We start from the raw sequence: 20,108 nt of genomic DNA on the forward strand, positions 1-20,108 counted from the left end.
TTAGCAATCACTCACAGCGGAAGGTATATTTAAAAGGCTCATCCGTATTGCCATAACCGACACTTTTGGTTCCCGTAATGTCCGTATAGAAGTATTCCAGCCGGGCGATGTGTACATCTTTATCGACCTTAAAAAATCCACGTGGCCAGATATCAATAAGGTATTTTTTACCACCAATGTCCGTCAGTTTGGTATCTGCTGTCTGTTTCCTGATTTCAGCAATAAGCTTTCCTGACTCATCCATTGCCTTGACATGTAGATAGATGGCAGGCTCATGATCCAGCACCGTATTGGTAACCCCACCATCAAAAGTCAATGTAATGATATCGTTGTCCAGACTTTTGACCGGTTGTACCGTACCCAACTGTGGGTTGATAAAATCGATCAGATCGCCCTCACCATCGGTTACCTCGAAAGCATTTGAGAACGTAAACTTTTTATAATCTGTATCCTCCGGACGCAGATTTTCGATCGAAGAACCAATATAGAATCCCAAAGACACCAACATATTTTCGGCGCCAACGTTACATTCCGCCTTCACCGTAAAATCGATGTCTTCGTTATTGACAAAGGAATAGGCCTGCGTACTTCTAAAAACAATCCATTCCATATCATCCACCAAATTGGGGCCTATACCGAACATTTTCTTGGCGGCCTGATGCCAGCTCAGCCCAGATACAGGTTCCAGTTCACTGTCCGAAATGATCCGCATGGTGCCATTTCCCTTTGGACTGGTAAAGGACATGGTCAGGTTTTTACGCGCATTCCATCCCTTGGGTACCATAATACCCGCGACCAGCTGGGTGCTATAATTACCTCCCCCCTGGATACGGGGCTCAGCTCCGCAATGCATCGTAAAAGTCACCCGCTGATTTGCCTTTGCAGATGTCGGCACAACTACTGAGATGGCTTTAAGACCGCATTGGGCTAAGAATATGGCCAAAAATAGCCCCATTGCCCAGTAGATATATGTCGAATAATGTATCTTCTTTTTCATATTCCTCCGTTTAAACGTTCACAATCATATTGATAGGTGTTGCTGCTGCAACCCAGGCTCATCACTAAGCTGAGCTGGCGTTTGCCATTGACTACAGGGAACAGGAACTTGAGGACCACCTCCTCTTTACCCTCCGTTGGACTAAGCACAACACTAAAGGGATACTGTGGATCATCCAGGCGGTACTTTCCCGAGCCGCTGACTACAAAAGGTAGATCATCAGCAATGGAATAGGTACCATCGGCATTGAAATCGATCTTAAAATCTTCCAATTTCAAACGCTTACTCAGGTTTTCACCATTTCGGGTCAGCTGTATTACTTTCCAGTTTCCAGTAATATCTTTTTCCGCCTCCTCCGTGCGGATATTGCCTAGCTCATCTTTACAGGAGCTTATTCCTATACATAGGACCAGCATCAAGGGCCATGAAAGTATCTTATATATTTTCATCTGTTTAATCTTTTATTAATAACCTGGATTTTGAATCAAGTCTAAGGACTTCGCTACTTCAGATTGGGGAATGGGCCAGAGGTACATGCGTTTGTCAAAGACACGTTTTCGTACGTTGATGGTATTATAACTTGTCCCCGATGCTGTACGGACGGGTTCGGTTCCATGCAGCTGTTTATTTTCCAATGATTCAGCCAACTTCCAACGGCGTACGTCAAAAAAACGATGTCCTTCAAAGGCCAATTCTTTTTGTCGCTCATTCCGGATAATCTCACGCATAGCGTCCTTGTTTAGCCCAGTCGGCAATACAAAAGGATCCAATCCTGCCCTTTCTCGGATGGCCTCCACCGCCGCATAGACCTTCTGATCCGGGATCCCGAGCGATTCGTTGCGTGCTTCAGCATAGTTCAACAAAATTTCGGCATATCGGATGATTGGCAGACAGCGTGGCGTATAGGTATTGAACCAATCCGCGGCTACATCCCGATTGACCATTTTATAGGTATAATACCCCGTAGGCGTGCCACGGTAAATGGCATCCTGCCCTGAAGTCACGTTGTTTGGATTGGTCTTATCGATATAGATATTGACTGGCCTCCGGGCTAATCCATCGCGGTGGAAGACCAAAGACTGATCTCGGGTTACGGTATTCGCCAAGCGGGGATCGCGGTTTTTATAGGGGTTTTTCGGGTCGTATCCAGCATTCGGATCGCTAATAGGCAAACCATTACGCATCCCAAAAGCATCCACCGTTTCTAGATAAGGATAAGCGCCAGGGTTGCTTACGCCAAAAGTCGGCGGATTCCAGATACCTTCAAGATCCCGGTTTGAATCTTGCATTTTGGCGAGGATATATTCTGAGTTTTTACGCAGTTGAAACAGCTGATAGAAACCAAATCCGGGTTCAGGATCATTGTTGACATACAAACTGTAATGTCCAGATTCAATGACCTCCGCTGCTGCCGCTTCGGCCCGCTGCCAGCGCGTTTCATCTGCATTAGGATAGGCGACGACGTCCTTCAATGCTCCTTCTGTTGTCACAGGGCTACCATTGAACAACGGACTCGCAGCATACAACAGTAAGCGGGATTTTAATCCGTAACAGGCTGCTTTATTGATCCGTCCATAGTCTTCGCCCGCATGCTCCCAGGGGAGATCCTGCGCTGCGGCATCGCATTCAGCCACAATGTAGCGTACACACTCCTCGAAGGTATTACGCTTGGCAGGGATCGCATCACTGGCCGTGTAAACACTGTCTCCCATCAGGGGCACGCCACCATAGTGTTCCAGCAAGATAAAGTAATAATAGGCCCTTAAAAAACGTGTTTCTGCCTTCACCCGCACCTTAATATTTGTACCAAAGCGTGCCCTATGCAGGTTTTTAAGCATAATATTTGCCCTGCGAATATTGGTATAAGGTTTCGCCCAAGCATCATTGGTGATAATATTGGAGTTGACGGTACCTGTAGCAAACTGGATAAAGGTATTGATGCTCCCCAGTCCAGCTCCCTCCGCTTCGTCTGTGCTGGCATCAAGCCCACCCCCACCAAAGCGTTTGGGCCAAGTCGCAAACCCGATATCACCATATATGCCTGACAGGAAGTTGATGGTATAGGTACTATCCGAAAAGACGACCTCTTCATTCAGATCTGATGATTGCGTCTGATCTAAAAATCCCTGTTTACTACAAGCCGCAAAGGCCAGGAAGGCCAGTGCGCAAAATGTCAATTGGCTTTTGTTCATAATTTTTTGTAAAACAGTAAAATAATTGGTTATGCTATCATTATACCCGCGAGCCTAGCCCGCTGGTATCAAATTTTTCAAAAGATCTAATCGATCGAACTCAGGGAAAATGGCCTTGCATCCGTCGAAACTCCTCTTTCATAGTTGGGCTTATCGCCCATGACAAAATGAAGCTCGCCTCCTTTCAGTATATCTTCATATCGAATAAAATTTTTGTCGTAGACTGCTCCATTGAGTGCTGCTGATTGGATGTAGACATGCTGCGGACTATTATTGTCTGCCTTGATAGTAAATGTTTTCCCATTATCTAGACTGATGGTCACCTTTTTGAATACCGGACTTCCAAATACGTATTCATCCGTTCCGGGGCAGACACTATAGATCCCCATCGCGCTCAAGACATACCAGGAAGACATCTGGCCCTGGTCCTCATCACCCGGATACCCCTTTTCGGTCGCGTTATAAAGGCGCGATGTCACCATACGGGCATATTTTTGTGCTTTCCAGGGTTGGCCACTGAAATTATACAAATACGGGACGTGCTGTGTCGGCTGGTTGCCATGCGCATATTGTCCCATTTTTGACAACAACATTTCGCGCATTTCATGGATTTCCTGTTTATAGCTACCATAGTTGACGCGCTGTTCCATGGTAAAGAACGTATCCAACTTTGCATTAAACTTATCCACCCCACCGATCAGGTTGATCAAGCCGTTCACGTCGTGCATCACCGACCAGGTATATTGCCAGGCATTCGCTTCGGTAAAAGGACCACCCCATTCTACAGGATCAAAGGGTTCACGCCATTGCCCATTATCTAGCCTGCCGCGCATAAAGTTTACCTGAGGATCAAATACGTTTTTGTAGTTATACATCTGCCGGGCAAAGATATTTTCATAGAATTTGTTGCCCGTAGCCTTTGCCAGCTGATAAGCACAAAAGTCATCGTAGGCATATTCCAACGTCTTTGCCGTACTTTCGTGAATATCGCCATAAGGAACATACCCTTTGGTAAAATACGCTTTCCACCCTTCGCGCCCATTTGATCCACCCCACACCCCCTTATTGGTCGCTTCATGGTAATAGGCCGTCAAAGCACTGTCCGCATTGAAGGATCGGATCCCTTTCACCCAGGCATCTGCCAATAGCGAGATAGCATGGTTGCCGATCATCACGCCCGACATCCCAGGATTGGACCAGGTCGGAAAAAATCCGGCCTGCTTTTGCGCATCCAGCAAGGACTGCATATAACGCCCCTGCATGACCGGGTGCAAAAGATTGCTCAAGGGGAATTGCCCACGAAAAGTATCCCAAAAACCATTATCCGTAAACATGTACCCTTTATGAATCTTACCATCATAAGGGCTGAAATAATAGGGACTGCCCTCCGGATCCATTTCATAGAACTTACGTGAAAATAAATTGGCCCTGAACATGCAGGAATAAAATGTTGCCATCTCCGCTTCCGTCCCCCCTTCTACGCGCACGCGGTTAAGCAATGCATTCCAGGTATCAAAAGCTTTCCTTTTACTTACCTCAAAAGTATTGTGTCCTTCCAGTTCGCGTTTAAAATTAAGATCTGCCTGCTGCGGACTGATATAGGATGAAGCCATCTTGACCTGCACTTTAGTCCCCGGGCGGAATTCCAGATATCCACCTTTGCCTTTCCCGGCATCATAGCGCTGCCCGGCCTGGATTGTGCCCTTGACATTTTCCCAGGTGCCGTAAGCTTTAAAATCCTGATCGAAGGTAAGCACAAAATAATTTTTCATATGCTCGGGCACAAAACGCCCATTATGCACATACCCGACAATCTTGCGTTCTTCAGGAATTATCTTAATCTCGCTATCGCCCAAAAAGCCATCCAATAGCAAGAACGCTTTTTCCTTTTTCGGGAAGCTAAAGCGCATATGCGCCCCTCTTTCCACTGGACTCAGTTCCGCCTTGATGCCGTTATCAAAATTCACGGCATAATAATGCGGCTTAGCGATCTCATTTTCATGTTTAAAGGATAACGCGCGACGTTCCTCATTGACCTCCAACTTTCCAAGGCCTGGCATCAACGAAAAAACCATATAATCGCCCATCCAGGGACTACATTGGTGAACCTGCTGAAATCCGCGTATGCTGTTTGCTTTGTATTGATATTTCCAGCCATCCCCATTTTTCCCCGTTTGTGCCGAAAAGAAATGCACCGCAAATGGCAGTCCTACCGTAGGATAAGTATTTCCATAGGACAGGCTCCATTCAGAATCCGTTCCTTGGAGCGTATTCACATACTTTACCAGGTCCGCCTGCTGCGCTTGCGCCTGATTTAGCATCGCGTAAATCATAGTCAGATAAATACATAATCTTCGTTTCATAATCAGTTATTTAAATTTGTATCATCTTTAAAAAATGTTCTTTAGTTTCAATGTTTCTTTTTCGGCATGACCATATTGCTTCCATAACAGCTTTGCATTTTTTAATTGCTTTGCATGAGATTCCGTAAGCCGAACAAACTTTTCCTCGCCCGGCATCAGGGTAAAATAATTATCCGAAATCATGAGCGGCAAAATGCGTTCATTAGTTGCTGCATCCACCAGGCGTAAGCGATTACCAAATGATACTGACTTTCCACGGTTAACGATCCGAAGCATAATACCTTCGGTTCCCGCTTCTTTTTTATAGTCAAATTCAAGCTTGGCTTTCGGCAAACTAGTTAAGCTGGTATAATCCAGCTCTTTTCGGCCATTCCGCCAATAGAAATTTTCAGACAGCAAAGCTCCCTTTCTATCCTTCAGGGTAAGCTTGATGAAGTGTAGATCGGACAAGGCTGTAGCTCCTTGTTCGCCATCAAAATTTAGCCGAAAGACTTCCTTCGCCACATTTGACCGTACGGTAGCGCTGGTTTGCAGGCCATATTTTTTGATCTCCTGGCCATCCATGTCAAAGATCTGCGCCGAAACCCATACTGAATCCAGGCTCTTTAAGCTTGTATTGATGACCTTGACACTATTGTTGGATGCATTCCATTGTACATGTACCGGTTCGCAGGCTTTTTTCGCCCCCCAGTAAGCGCCCGTCGCATCGTAATAGTAATCATAGGTCTGCCATACAAATGAAGGGTAGGCCGATTGGCTCATCCAGATCAGCATGCCTGCTGCGTCGTCCCAGAGCTTGTCGTTCCAGGCTTCATACATGCCCTTCATGACCTCGAGGTTAAGGTATTGCGCCTTTTCAGCAAATGCAGATAGGTCCGTCGATTCGCCATACTGTTTATTGACCGCATTTTTATACTGGATAGGACTGGCGTTAGCAGCTTCCTTACCAAAAAAATGCCTATTCCACACATTGTCATCTTCCGATTTGAGCTGTTCGTCCGTAGGTAGTGGCCAGAGCTTGTCATTTGGGATAAACTTCACGATACTTTCATAATTGGGAAAAGTAGCCGTTCCGATTTCCGTACGTAGGCCATAGCCGTTGTCGCTGCTATAAGGGTAAGGCGGATCGTTCCAGGCCAGGTTGCTTCCCGAAGTTTCAAAATGGTGCCGCGGCGGCTGGTTGCCCCACCATCCGCTTCCCGAAAGACCATCCTGATTGGAACTGGACTTATACAGCCGATCATTGTGGTCCTCCGACGCCACAATAGCACGCAGGTAATTATCCAATTCAGGTTTTGGACGCGTTTCATTGGCGCCGCACCAGATCGCGATGCTGGCATGATTTCGCAGTCGTTTTACTTTATCGAGCGCATTTGCTTTAAAATCATCATCATTGGCCACATCGTTATACGCCACATAGAGCCAAAAATCATCCCACACCATCATCCCATTACGATCGCAATAATCATAGAAAGCATCGTCTGTGATCGAGCCCGTCCACAAGCGGATCATATTATAGTTCATATCCTTATGTAACTTAATCTTGAGACCGTACTCTTCCCCTTGACAGCGGAGCAAGTATTCGCTCATTCCCCAATTCCCGCCTTTGAGATAGATCTTTTTTCCGTTGATATAGAAATTCAGCACTGGCCATCCCGCTTTATTGCGCACATAATGGTACTCATATTTACGGATCCCAAACTGGAACTCCTTCTGATCCGAGATCTCATCACCAATTTTTGCGGTAAGCGAACAGCTGTACAGATTCGGTTCCCCATAACCATTTGGCCACCATAGCAGCGGCTGTTTGATCAAAAATTCCTTCACCTCGTTGCGGGTGATATATACCTTTTGTATACTGTGCGGGGCAACCCTTATTTTTTTAGAAAATCGGATATCTCCGGGCTTGATGATGCCTTCCAGTGTTATTTCTTTGGGTTGATCACCCGCATTTCTTAGATCGGTCGAAAAGTCCAGGTAGGCAAACTCGTTGCTTTCCAGGTCGGACCGCATCCAAGGGTCTTCCATACTGACATCGCCTGTAAAACGTAACGATACATTGCCTGTAATCCCGGCCAAGCGTCCCGGTACATAAGGCATCCAGTCCCAGCCAGCCGCAGCCAAGTACGTGGGGCTTGCCGTTACGCCAAAAGGTTCTTTTGCCGTACGTGTTTTTTTCTGGTCAGCATCGGTAATCAACACCGCAATTGCATTTTCCTGCCCCACACGCACGAGATCTGTGATATCAAATTTGCTGCGCAACATATGGCCACTGACATCTCTTGTAGCGCCTGCTACACCCGATAGCTTCACCCCATTGCAGAAGAAATCGGCATAGCGGTTGGTATTGTCAAAATGAATCCATACACGCTGCCCTTTTTTATAGTCTACAGGCAGGCGAAAAGAGGTACGGTACCAGAACGAACGGTTGAATAGCCGTTCATCCACGCGGTAGATGTTGTCCGCAAAATTGGGATCCGGTACTAATCCCTGCTCCACATAAGCTGCGAAGACCACGCCCGGGACAATACCGCGCACAGGGTCTTTCATCCGAAAATTGGGTTGTGCTATTTCCTGCCCTGAATAAGGCAGATCCGATTGCGGCTTTATTTCCCAGCGAATCGAAGGATTATCACTATTGAGCGAAATCTCGCGTACTTGACCATAGCCAACAAGAGCAAGATGTAGGAATAGCAGTATATATACTAGTCTTTTTTTCATTTGATCCCCCAGTCTTTGTTTGGATTAGGCCCCATATACAGCTCCAAAGTTGCCCCAGCCACCATATCTTTAAAGTCAATATAATTTTTAGCATAAGGCTTTCCGTTTAGGACTGCCCGCTGGATATATATATTATCCGCCGAATTATCGTGAGCGACAATGCGAAACCTTTTACCCGAGAAATAATTAGGATCCAGCTGAAAAGACAATTCCTGGAATATGGGACTTGTTATTTCAAAGCGTGTTGAGCCCGGACAAGAGGGATGTATCCCCGAGGCGGCCAGCACATACCAGGCCGACATCTGTCCTACATCCTCATTTCCCACAATTCCCTCTACGGTATTACTATACGCGTTGTCGCAGATGTAACGGGTCCATTTTTGGGTAAGGTAAGGCGCCTCCAAGTGGTTGAATAAAAACGGGACTAAATGCACAGGCTCATTGGCATGATTATAATAATCGTTCCAGAGCATATTCTCAGGCGTCTTCTCGAAAAAATCCGTTAGGTCCGCTAAGGTCTTTTCTTTCCCACCCATCAACTCGATCATGCCCGGAATATCATGTGGCACAAACCAGCCCTGCTGGTATGGGTTACTTTCAATCGTACCATACCACTCTTTAGTACGTGCATTCTCGGGCCATTCCTCCCATGATCCGTCACTTTTCCGTGGTCTGAACCAGCCTTTTTCCAGATCAAATATCTTTCGGTAAGCTTGGCTTTTGGCCAAATACACTTGTTCCGTATCCCTCTTGTTCAATCCTTTTGCCAGCTGCGCAATGCACCAGTCGGTGTACGCATATTCCAGCGTATTCGAAATGCTCAATGCCCCCGGAGTGTAGCCTAACGAATCATTGCCAAATCTTTTGGAGGTATTGATCGCGTAGGTTAATGCTTTGGATACATCGTAATTGCGTATTCCTTTCACATAGGCATCCGCCAATACCGATAGCGCAGGATTGCCGATCATGCAGCCTGAATACGCATTTAATAATTCCCAGCGTTCAAAATAACCCTTTCCAGATTCATCAGCCAGACTGATCAATGAATTGAGCTCATCATTTACCAAGCTGGGGTTGATCAAAGTCTGCAACGGAAATTGTGACCGGAAGACATCCCACCCACTAAAAATGGTCCGTTTGGTAAAGCCCTCATTACGGTGTATTCTGTTGTCACCGCCCTTATAACGTCCGTCTACGTCCGTAAAGATGCGCGGATCAATCATGGTATGGTACAATGAGGTATAAAAGATCGTTTTCTGGTCTTCGGTACCGCCTTTAAGCGCAATTTTCGACAGCTGAGTATTCCACATTGCTCTGGCTTCCCGACGGACGCGATCGAAATTCTTGCCTGCGATTTCCTTTTTAAAATTATTTTCGGCGCCCTGCATATCGACGAAAGAAATGCCGACCTGTAGATTGACCTGCTCGCCCTGACTGGTTTCAAATTCGGAGAATACCCCGAGGTGTTTGCCTTCCAGTTCGTTTCTTCCGGGCCACACTTTCGCTTCTGCCACCCGACTTTGGTAAGGGATGGACTGTACATCATCACGCTTACGCTTCCAGTCGTCAGGGATTTCTGCTGACCAGATGCCGTGTTTTTTTAGGGGTTTATCGAAGCGTGCATAAAAGTAAACCGTGTAATCCGCATTACCATCGCCATCGCCCCAGCCACCGCCCTCCGGCGTACAGTGCATCCATCCCTGAATACTATAGTCATCTACTTTTCGGACATATTGCTGTATTGCTGTGCCACCGACACGACGCGCCAGGTCGATCTGGATACGTGATTCCTTACTTTGCGGAAAGGTAAAACGAAGCATACCGCTATGTGGGGCAGCGGTAGCCTCCACCCGTATGTTATACCGTTCGAGATCAACCGCATAGTAGCCAGCCTGGGCGATCTCAGTGGACTTGTTGTAGGGAGACCGATAACCGGTCACGGTACCATCCTCCTTACCCGCAATGGTATGCAACTTACCGATGGTAGGCATCACCAGAAAATTTCCGAGATCGCCATACCAACCCACTCCACTCATCTGGGTGAAGGCAAAACCTTCAATACTGCGATGCTCATAACTATACCCAGGACTGTTATCACCGCCTGTAACCGTGTTAGGGCTCACCTGCACCATGCCATAGGGAGTCGTTGCCCCTGGAAAAGTCTTTCCCAGACCATGATACGTGCCTGCGGCGCCCACACTTGTACTGGCACCAATAAATGGATTGACATAGTCTGCTGGACTGGAAACAGAATGATATCGGCGACTAGCACACGATGTCGAAGACAGAATTAGCGCGATAACAAAACAAGATAGCAGTCCATATATTTTATTCATATTGATTTATCGTTTTTTAGGTTCTATTTATTAATCTGAAAGGTTCTGATTCCGAATTTTGGCAGCTGCACCACGAAAGCTTTCCTATTCTCTGCCATCTTTCTAAAGGGAATACTCCCCTTTTGCTCACCATTCAGCAGGACTTCCTGTAGCGAAGTCGCAGGAAATTTTATGGCGACAGTTGATGCGGCCTGTTTATTGCTCGTATTAAAGAGGCGTAAGCTAAGTTGTCCATGGTCCAGCTGCAAGGCCGATATCTCCAGCTGATCATCCGAGAGTGTGATCAGCTGACGATCTCTGAATTCCACATTGGGATAATAGTACGCCAGCAGTGGTTCGTTCCAGGCATTGCTTCGGTCTGCGATACGCGCTATATTCCAATTCTTTTCATGTGGTATCAATGCATAGCGCATGTGTAAAGGTCCAGTGATCTTATAATCCATCCCCCACAATCCCAAACCCGAGTATTGTGCCGTCAGACTCAAAGGGAATTCCTTACCATGGACGTATGACCCTGTATGGTCGGTCATTACCGCGAGACCATATTGGCTATTTTCGTCAAAGAGGTCTACCCAGTTCAACACAACGTTGTTCTTAATCTGGTCCCACTGGCCAAAAAAGGTATCCTCTAAGCCGCTTTCAGTGACGTCAAAAGGAGCATTTTTGGCTATTCCCCCATGCTTTATAGTTGAGGGAAACATGACTTTCAACTTATAGCGATCGTCCGTAAAAGCACGTCTATTGTCTGTCCATTTCTGTTGTTGCTTGTATTCACCGATCCCAACATTACCTTTCCAGTCGATGGACAGATCCATATCGATGCGTTGCTGTCCTGCTACTAGCGACAGTAACTGAACAAAAGGATGCCCATTGATATTCCCGGTTATTTTAACCGTTGTTTTCAACCCATCATCCTGTACGACAGTGAACGTTACGGGGCTATCCTTTGAAGAATAAAATTTCCCCTCTTCATAAAAATGCCCTGCAATTTCTCCCATCCGATACCCCCCATCTTGTGCAGCGAATTCCTTATGCTTTGCATATTTGGCAATCAGACTCCTGATTGTTCCACCCTGCTTTTTGTCCAGCACAATCTTGTACAATTCATTTTCGAGAATACAGTTGCCTTCGGTATCAAAGCGGACGATTTTTCGTCGTTCACCCGATTTAGATTGCCCCGGCTTAATGGGTTGAGCCGGCTTAAGCTGATACGTAGCATAGCCAAAGCCATTCACCTCTGCTTCAAATTCCAGGACCTTACCGAGATCCGTTTGGTAGCAATGAGCGGGCAGTACCTGCTGCTTTCCAGTCCACACGGTGACATCATCCACATCTGCAGGTAAGCGCACCTGTACCCATTCCTTTCGGTGCCGGGCTAGCGTATTATAAACCCGGATATAGCCCAATTGCGAATTAGTACTCCGCGTGGAAGTGGCATAAGAAGCATTTGCCTGCTGGATCAATTGATCCGCAATGTTCAAGGTATTGTTGGTCCAGTTCTCGATCGCCTGCGCCCAAGTCTGCTCCTGATGCAACTTATTGTAAGGCACAATCCAGGAATCATGGTGCTGAGCCATCATCAAGGTTCGCCAGGCTTCGTCAAGGCGCTTACCATCCGGCACAAAGCCATGATCCATAAAAGCCATGGCTCCGATTTTTTCAGCTTGCAGTATCCTGTTTTCCGCTTGGCGCACCTGTTGTGCAATGCGTTGCAGCACTTGGCTACCCCACATTAAGTTGACCAAAATGTCCTCCTGCCCCATTTTCCAGGTTGGCACAGCTCGTCCAGCTGGGATCGACCGAAAATATTCCGTCCAGGTGCTGTAACGCACATTATTTTTCACCTGTTCGCCCGTTCCTATCCACGGACCATTTTTCCATCCGGCATCCTGATAGCACATACCGACTGGATTCATAATTCCAGCTTCATAACAACTCTTCCAATAGTCTACAGTATTGATCCAGGCCGTAGTCTGCCAGGTGGAGTTTTTTTCAAAAGCCTCATTTGCATAACGGGGTACCGTAAGGATTGCCGTACCATCAGGTCCTTCCCAATTCAGAAATTGACCACCATGTGCCCTGATGTAGCCTCCCCAGCAGGTATTTGGAGTTTTAAGTACCGCATACTGAAATCCGAATTGCCTGAGGATCTGAGGTAGACTGCTTGTAAAGCAAGGCTCTTCCGTAGCATAGGTTGTAAAGTTGATTTCTGGAAAATGCGATTGATATTTGGCCATGCCATAAGTAAATTGGCGAATGATACTTTCACCAGAGATATTATACAGATAAGGTTGCGCATAAGTTGGATTTGTAAAATCCAGACGTGGATCCTTCGCCCATTCCTTCATGCGTGCATAGCCAGCAGGATCCTTAACCTTGACTGTATCCCAGGTCTCCGGTTCGATCTCAAGTCCGATTCGCCAGCTTGGCTCCCCTTCCAGGTGGTCGAGCATAAATGTCGTTACCCAAAGTGGGTAGTGTCCGTAAACCCCGCCGTGATAACCATCGACAAAGTAAGCTTGCTGTTGTCCCTTTAGTCCAGCTGCTGACACCAACACAAGGACCAAAATAACTGCTATTTTTTTCAACCCGGTCATGCCATTATTTTTTCAGCTGCACAAGACGCACAGACCGTTTAACAGGTTGATTTACTTCATTCATCCGCTGCTGCAGATCATCAATTTGGCTTTGCCAGGCCGCGCGTACTTCAGGATACATCGCCTTGGCATAGAGATCTCTTTTTGCACGCAACCAACCATCTGCGGCCACATGTTGGTCCATGACCTCGATTGCCTTTCGATTGTCGGCATTCAACAATCCTTTTGGGAGAAAAAAATTATACTGCACCCAGGCCAGATCACGGAAGCGGCGTTCAATCTCCCAGCGTTCTTCATTGAGAAACATCACTTTCAAGGCCTGCTGATATTGGGGCGTCCGTGTCTGATTCGCCAGATTGATTCCTTTGTCGAGATCCGCAGCAGACCATATACCGATTTCCTGATCGTCAATCCATAAGGTGTACTTTCCTTTAAGTCCCTTTACCTGCAATATTTCCTGATTCATTTCTTCCATAAAAGGAACGATATTAACAGCATCGTGCTGGCTATATTTAGCTCCCCAGCCTCTAGCGACTGTATCCATGGGATAAGGCAGTGCCGCCGCGAGATAATCAAAACTGAGGTTATTTCCAGCCTTTTTGATATTTTCAACCCCACAGTTCTTTGCTTCTATCACACGTTGTTTTGTCGCGTCAATCCCCACTGTGGCTACCCCCTGACCGGCAAATCCCTGTGCTTTCAAGAATAAGTAAGCCATGACCATATGTCCATTATTATCCGGGTGTACACGGTCACTTCCCGATATGGTGAAGGACGGATCCTTTTGCTGAAAATTCGCATTGATTGCGCTGATCGGCTGATTGAAATCATAGAATTCCCAGCCATTGCTTTTGGCCGATTCACGCTGAAAATCAACAATGCGTTTCATAGCCTTGTTTTTATTTTTAAAGGGCTTATTATCCTTGATCACCACATTTTCATCATAAGGAGTGCTTCCAAGCAATACCAGGCGGGTATCGACCAACCCTTTGTATCGTTTTTCCATTTCTTTATACCCATCATACGACTCTTTTACCTTGGTATCAGCAAAAATCTCCGGCTGGTCACCATTATATTCAAAATAACCTGAATCGTTCATACCGAAAGTCGTGATCAATACTGTAGGTTGCTTGCTGAAGACATCGCCATCCAATCTTCGAAGCATATCGACCACCCGATCCCCACCGATCCCAGCGTTGAATACTTTCAAATTCATTTCGGGAAAACGTGTGAGGTAATACAGCCAGATATAAGCGTGGTAATGTCCACCATCCGTAATACTATTTCCCAAAAAGACCACGCGATCGCCATCCTTAAAGGGTGAAATTTGTTGCGCAACAGTCCGGAGAGCTGTTCCCAAAGAGACGACAACGATGAATCCTGCCAAAAAGATTTTTCTAGAATAATTTCCCATAAGATTAAAATTGTATCAGGTTGACGATAGCTAAAACGTAAAAATAGATTTATCAAATTGGTATTGGTTCTATCGGCATTCCCTTGGAAACAAATGTATAACGCAAGAGCCCTACTTGCAGCTGCAAGTAGGGCTCTTAGTAAACGATTAAAACACAGAAATCAAACTAAAGCACTAAAAAACAATAATTTACAAATAAGCAAGCAAAGTGTTTTGGTAAATGATTTAGAATTGATTTGGGGATACTGCGCCCAGTTTTCGTACTTTTTCTTCGAAATGTTCAGCATCATTGATCGCCTTACTCTTTACTTTGCTTTTATAGTTATAGATGGTTTGCATCGAATAACGTAGAAATATAGCGATCTGGTTGACATCAGATATTCCCAATCGAATCAGCGCAAAAATGCGGAGCTCGGTATTGAGTTTATCCTTTTTCAGCTGGTACTGTTCATCCGGCCGGAGGAGGCTGTTAAATTCATCAACAAATTTGGGATATACCTCTAGAAACGTACGGTCAAAATCAGTATAAAGATCCTGTGCATATTTTTCAAGTGATGCATTGGAGGAGGTAAGTTGCTGCAGGTCCTCGAGCTGGCGGCTTTTGACTTTACGGTACACATTTTTCCTGAAATCATCTAATTTGTCCAGATATACCGCACACTGATTGAGGTAATAGCCGATATAACGTTCACGCACGAGATTGGCCTCGTCCAGTTTATGGTTGACGAGCGTCAGTTGCTCATTGGTCATATTGAGTTTCTTTCGAGCACGGGATACGATCCTCATCTGTTTAAATAAGAAATAGAGTGTGAGGATCAAAATAATCGCAAATATGCTGATTACGATCGCGTACAGACGTAGGTTTTTCCGTTGTTGGTCGATCTTGGCAAGATAGGTCGCTTCGATAATAGGCTGCGTACGAGCGATCACGGTATTGCGGAAGCGCGAATTGTAGTAATTGGCATCATCCAGGGCAGCCTGAATATAGGTAAAAGCCCTGTTTACATCCCCTTTTTTGTTCAAGTAAATCGCCAAAGTCAATAAGGACTCGTTTTCCTTAATCGCCAGTCGGACATCTGTAATTGCGGCCATGGCCAGATATTGCTCGGTCAGTTGTGTCTCACCCAGATCTTTAGCGATCATCGCAAGACCCATGGCAGACATTCCATAACCGTGTGTATCAATTTTTTCCTTTTTAAATAAATGCAACTGAATATCCCTAGACTCTTTGAACATACCCGCTGCTTTGAGTTTAAATGATTTCTCCTTGAGGTACATATCCGAATTTGGACCAAGCAGTCCCATGAGACTATTCCTAGATTTTGCGATTTCGCTTTCGTACTGCCTATTGTAATTATCGTGGTCAGTATATTTGATCAAATTTTCATAATAACGGATAGTGCTCCATTGGTAGAGGACCTTCAGGTGCTGAGGCAGTCCATTATAATCGATTTGCTTCAGTACATCCCATGCCTGGGTAAACAATCCAGAGATGGAAAGAACAAAAGCCAATTTGACTTGGCTTTCTGTCATGAGCATCTTATCGTTAAGCTGGTTGGCTATCGCAATATTGCCGTCTATATAAGCCAATGAAGAGTCACAGTTTAAGGTTTGGTATTCAAAAATTAGCTGATTTTGGATCTCATAGCGATCTTTGGCTGTTGAATGGTTTCTCAACCGACCTTTGATTGAATCAATCTGACGAATCTTGGCATCTAAATAAACTGTCCGATTATCTATAGTTTTATCCAAGACTTGCAATAAGGAATCTACTTTGGTCGCGTGCAGTGCTGTACTGTAAGCTATCGCAAAAATGCATAGAAGAATAAGTTGTCTCGCTTTCACTAGGTTATTATAATTGATCACCGTCACTCAAATATAAACAAAAATTCATTGGTGAAAACCCAAGTTTATATAGTTAACTTTATTGTTGCATTAAAAGTAGCACGTGATGAAACAAACACTGATGATATTAAACAATTATATCCAAGACCTTAGACCTGAACTCTATACCGAATATCCCCGACGGTTTAGGGTGAAATAACAGATGGTTTGGCGTGTTCCACTTATGGTCCATGACTGTTATTGCATCCTGAAACTCATCACTTTCATTTTTTTTCCTCGTAAAATTTTTGAATTCTCCTTAAATAAGTAATCGATTTAGGCGGAGGGATGCTATCCCCAAACTCTTCATGTATATAGTAAATGGCACTTTTTTCACCAAGCTCATGAGCCTTAAGCAGGTAAAATAGGGCTTGATTCCGCGAGATGCTATCCCTGCCCGCAACCTCGACTCCGTCTATTGTCCCTTTCCATGTAAGTATATCATATAAGTTCAAGTATGCCTCAGGACATTGGTGCTTGTTAGCCATTAGAAGCGTATAATAATATTCATCTGGAGTCAAGAGCATGTTACTATGAGCTATTGTATGATATGCGTCAAAATCACCTACATTAATAGCTCTACGCCAAAGCGAATCTAACATCTCTTTGGGTAACATCATATCCTTCCAGGGCTGATCAATGACTCTTTCTTTTGTTTTTTCAGCATGATGACTACAGCAGTAGAAAAACACACAAAAAACAACGGTAAAAAATTGTAAAATCTTTATCTCTATTTTCTTTCTCATAACTGAATAACCATTTTATTTTTTAAGCACTTCGCTCCCCGCTTATCCTCAAGTTTCATCGACCGCACTCACTTTACCCTCGGATCATTAAACATTACTTTTTTCATATAGTTGCTTTTTCCACTCGCAGCAAGAGCTGCCGAATCTAGCGAAATGTAATTAGCAAAAAAAGAAATCAGTTCAGGAGAAGCTTCATACACCAAATAATTAAGTCTTAAAGTTTTGTTATCTGGATTCAAGCATAATTGACACAAGGATTTTTTATGATCAAAAAACTCAATCTCTAGATTTGAGCAATAATTATGTTTGTACAAGACATCATTCATTTCAGGTTTATACCGCTTTAAACTAGCCATTTTATTTAAGAGAATATTCCATTTCGCTAATGGAACTGTATCATTCTTGGCGACAAAAAAGTCAGCCGCATGATGTCTATAAGAATCACCCAAGTATCTTTCTTGACCATACTGTTCATCAACAAACTCTCGACTGAACAAAATCCGTAATTCCTTTTCACGCTGTTTTTCTTTGGAACCGCAAGAAAAAAGCAACATTGACATACAACAAAGTGCAACAAAAATTAAACAGTACTTTGGTTTTATGAACATATTAGTCTTTATCATGCTTCGACGAAAGTAATAAATTCTGATTTTAAATGACTACATTAATAAGGTGCTTATTAAAATAGAGATGTAATATTTCATCCAATTCCACACATTCAGAAGTTAAAACATTATATACTTTTTTTATAGCAGACAAAATAGGAATTTAAAGGAATAGATAATACCTTTGAACAGACAACAGTAGACAGTTCCCTATACGAATCAGACCTTGATGAAATCAAAAAAAGCAAATACCTGCGACCACTCTTGCCTTATGTGCCGTTATGTTTTACGCGATTGGCTTGGACAGATTGACCTGCAACGAAAAAATATTAAATTAAAAAAAGGGGAACAGTTTATTATTGAGGGAGAATCTGTTCGGGGTATCTACTTTGTGCAATCGGGGCTTGTTAAAGTGCACCGCAATCTTGGAGATAAGGAAACTATCGTACGTTTTGCAAAAAAAGGTGACATCGTGGGACATCGGGGCATTGCTTCAGAACCGACCTTTTATCCTGTTTCGGCAACTGCCCTTGAGGTTAGCCAGGTGTGTTTTGTTGAGTTACCATTTTTTCTGTCTACGCTTCGTATCAATCCGGAATTGAGTTATCGTTTGATGTTATTTTTTGCCGACGAATTGCATCTTTCAGAACAAAAGATGGCTAACCTGGCTCAACTTTCTGTCAAAAATCGGCTGGCATGGAGTCTACTGCTGCTCCACCGTATTTTTGGTGGGGAGACCGAGGACGGAGATATTGGACTTGCACTGAGCAAAAAAGACCTTGCTTCGTACGTAGGGACTACCTATGAGACCTTTTATCGGATGCTCGGGGAGCTCGTAGCGATTGGGGCCATCACAGTGGACGGAAAGAAAATTTTCATTAAAGATTTCCAGCAGCTAAACAGATTAGCTTCTGAACAAGGAGTATAAAAAAGGGGAGCCAACAACTTGGATGATCTTGTACTCCCCGGCGTAAATATTTCCCAATCTATACGTCAACGTTAAAATTTGTACCCCATGCCGATTCCCAATTTCCATTTTCCATCTGAAGTACTGGTTTTTGCATTATAAAAAGCAGGCAACTGGATGGCCATATGCCTGAACACCGCGGTTAAGCCCAAGCCCAATGTCGGTGTGATCAAGGAATTTTTTGGTTTTCCGGCATCAACCTTATCTTCCCTGAGTTTTAAACTCGGCATGAAGCCGAATAAAATGCTGCTCTTTGGTGCAAAAGTATATTTGATTGAAGGTCCTGTACAGTTTATATACCCGCCATGATCGGCATATCCGGCCACGACAATACCTTCGAACAAACTCCCCTTCACTGCCTTTTCCTGCCCCAAAGCACTATAGCCGATAGCCAGCGATAGGAACAGCACGAATAGTTGTTTCATTTTATACATAAAAATTAGCTTTGCAAAGTGGACACTTTTTCTTTTTGATGATAGGTATAGTAGATTGCCATTCCAGTAAACAACAAACCGCCAACAATATTACCGGCGGTCACGATAAGCTGATTGTAAAGCCACCAGTCGGAGACGCTTACTTTTGCACCGAACATCATTCCGGCAGGAATCACAAACATATTGACTACAGCATGCTCATAGCCCAAAGCAAAGAATATAAAGATAGGAATCCCCGCGGCCAGTATTTTACCCAAAGTAGACTTGGAAGTCATGGACATCACTACGCCCATACAAACCATCCAGTTGCACAATATTGCTTTAACAAAAGCGGAGAACAAACCCGCTGCACCATGACTGGCATAGCCCAGGGTTTTCTTTTCACTGATTAAAATCAGACTCTGTTCAATACTTCCGATCTGACTTGCCTGTCCCGTTTCTGTACTGGCAGTCCAAAACAAAATCGCAAAGAGGACGCTTCCCAATAAATTTCCCAAAAAGACCCAGAATAGATTACTGGCCATAGCCTTAAAATTAATCTTGCCCTCAAACCAAGCCAGGGGCACCAAGGAGAAGCTTCCCGTAACAAGCTCCAGGCCAAGGATGACGATGATAACAAATCCCACAGGAAAGACAAATGCGCCAACCAGGCTCAATCCTGTTTGAGAAGTTGCGAGTAAGGCAAGTGTAACCGAAATAGCCAATAAGGCACCTGAAAGTGCACCACGGATCAGAAGATCTCTGATGGAAAGGGATGATTTGTAGACAGCGGTATTCATCATTGTTCCTGCCACTTCTTTGGGGCTAATGTAATCCATAATTTATTTACGTTAAAAGTTTTCCATTTAAATA

14 protein-coding genes are annotated in these 20,108 nt (G+C 44.6%); 1 reads left to right on the forward strand and 13 read right to left on the reverse strand.

The features are described 5' to 3' along the window. Nucleotides 1–7: 7 nt before the first annotated feature. The 11 genes from D7322_RS06645 to D7322_RS06695 form a co-directional block, all read right to left on the reverse strand. Nucleotides 8–997 (reverse strand): DUF4961 domain-containing protein, encoded by a 990-nt coding sequence (locus tag D7322_RS06645; protein ID WP_121122495.1) that lies wholly within the window; start codon nucleotides 995–997, stop codon nucleotides 8–10. After that, the gene (locus tag D7322_RS06650) at nucleotides 994–1,446 is read right to left on the reverse strand and encodes a DUF5004 domain-containing protein (protein WP_121122497.1); all 453 of its coding nucleotides are present in this window, start codon (nucleotides 1,444–1,446) and stop codon (nucleotides 994–996) included. The genes D7322_RS06645 and D7322_RS06650 overlap by 4 nt, the downstream gene beginning before the upstream one ends. Nucleotides 1,447–1,461: 15 nt before the next feature. After that, nucleotides 1,462–3,189, reverse strand: coding sequence for a RagB/SusD family nutrient uptake outer membrane protein (locus D7322_RS06655; protein ID WP_121122499.1), 1,728 nt, complete (start codon nucleotides 3,187–3,189; stop codon nucleotides 1,462–1,464). Between the two features lie 86 nt (nucleotides 3,190–3,275). Continuing rightward, nucleotides 3,276–5,552: a GH92 family glycosyl hydrolase gene (locus D7322_RS06660; RefSeq protein ID WP_121122501.1), complete on the reverse strand. Its 2,277-nt coding sequence runs from the start codon at nucleotides 5,550–5,552 to the stop codon at nucleotides 3,276–3,278. Nucleotides 5,553–5,579: 27 nt separating this feature from the next. Then, nucleotides 5,580–8,273 (reverse strand): glycoside hydrolase family 2 protein, encoded by a 2,694-nt coding sequence (locus D7322_RS06665; protein WP_121122502.1) that lies wholly within the window; start codon nucleotides 8,271–8,273, stop codon nucleotides 5,580–5,582. Continuing rightward, entirely contained in the window at nucleotides 8,270–10,609 is a 2,340-nt protein-coding gene (locus D7322_RS06670) for a GH92 family glycosyl hydrolase (RefSeq protein ID WP_121122504.1), read from the reverse strand. The genes D7322_RS06665 and D7322_RS06670 overlap by 4 nt, the downstream gene beginning before the upstream one ends. Before the next feature lie 23 nt (nucleotides 10,610–10,632). Next, the gene (locus tag D7322_RS06675; protein ID WP_121122506.1) at nucleotides 10,633–13,206 is read right to left on the reverse strand and encodes a glycoside hydrolase family 38 N-terminal domain-containing protein; all 2,574 of its coding nucleotides are present in this window, start codon (nucleotides 13,204–13,206) and stop codon (nucleotides 10,633–10,635) included. Nucleotides 13,207–13,210: 4 nt separating this feature from the next. Continuing rightward, nucleotides 13,211–14,620 carry an SGNH/GDSL hydrolase family protein gene (locus D7322_RS06680; protein WP_121122508.1) on the reverse strand — a complete coding sequence of 470 codons (1,410 nt, stop codon included), beginning with the start codon at nucleotides 14,618–14,620 and terminating at the stop codon, nucleotides 13,211–13,213. 225 nt (nucleotides 14,621–14,845) lie between these two features. Then, nucleotides 14,846–16,465, reverse strand: coding sequence for a DUF6377 domain-containing protein (locus D7322_RS06685; RefSeq protein WP_121122777.1), 1,620 nt, complete (start codon nucleotides 16,463–16,465; stop codon nucleotides 14,846–14,848). 263 nt (nucleotides 16,466–16,728) lie between these two features. Then, nucleotides 16,729–17,250: a hypothetical protein gene (locus tag D7322_RS06690; protein ID WP_121122510.1), complete on the reverse strand. Its 522-nt coding sequence runs from the start codon at nucleotides 17,248–17,250 to the stop codon at nucleotides 16,729–16,731. Nucleotides 17,251–17,318: 68 nt separating this feature from the next. Continuing rightward, nucleotides 17,319–17,810, reverse strand: coding sequence for a hypothetical protein (locus D7322_RS06695; protein WP_147430305.1), 492 nt, complete (start codon nucleotides 17,808–17,810; stop codon nucleotides 17,319–17,321). Between the two features lie 274 nt (nucleotides 17,811–18,084). Between D7322_RS06695 and D7322_RS06700 the strand changes: the two genes are divergently transcribed. Then, on the forward strand, nucleotides 18,085–18,783 hold the full coding sequence (locus D7322_RS06700; protein WP_121122514.1) for a Crp/Fnr family transcriptional regulator: 699 nt from the start codon (nucleotides 18,085–18,087) through the stop codon (nucleotides 18,781–18,783). 71 nt (nucleotides 18,784–18,854) lie between these two features. Here the strand turns inward: D7322_RS06700 and D7322_RS06705 are convergent, their stop codons facing one another. Further along, on the reverse strand, nucleotides 18,855–19,247 hold the full coding sequence (locus tag D7322_RS06705; protein ID WP_245971273.1) for a hypothetical protein: 393 nt from the start codon (nucleotides 19,245–19,247) through the stop codon (nucleotides 18,855–18,857). 14 nt (nucleotides 19,248–19,261) lie between these two features. Next, the gene (locus D7322_RS06710) at nucleotides 19,262–20,074 is read right to left on the reverse strand and encodes a formate/nitrite transporter family protein (protein WP_121122516.1); all 813 of its coding nucleotides are present in this window, start codon (nucleotides 20,072–20,074) and stop codon (nucleotides 19,262–19,264) included. Nucleotides 20,075–20,108: the final 34 nt, after the last annotated feature.

It is taken from the genome of Sphingobacterium puteale (genome assembly GCF_003627955.1).
GTDB lineage: Bacteria > Bacteroidota > Bacteroidia > Sphingobacteriales > Sphingobacteriaceae > Sphingobacterium > Sphingobacterium puteale.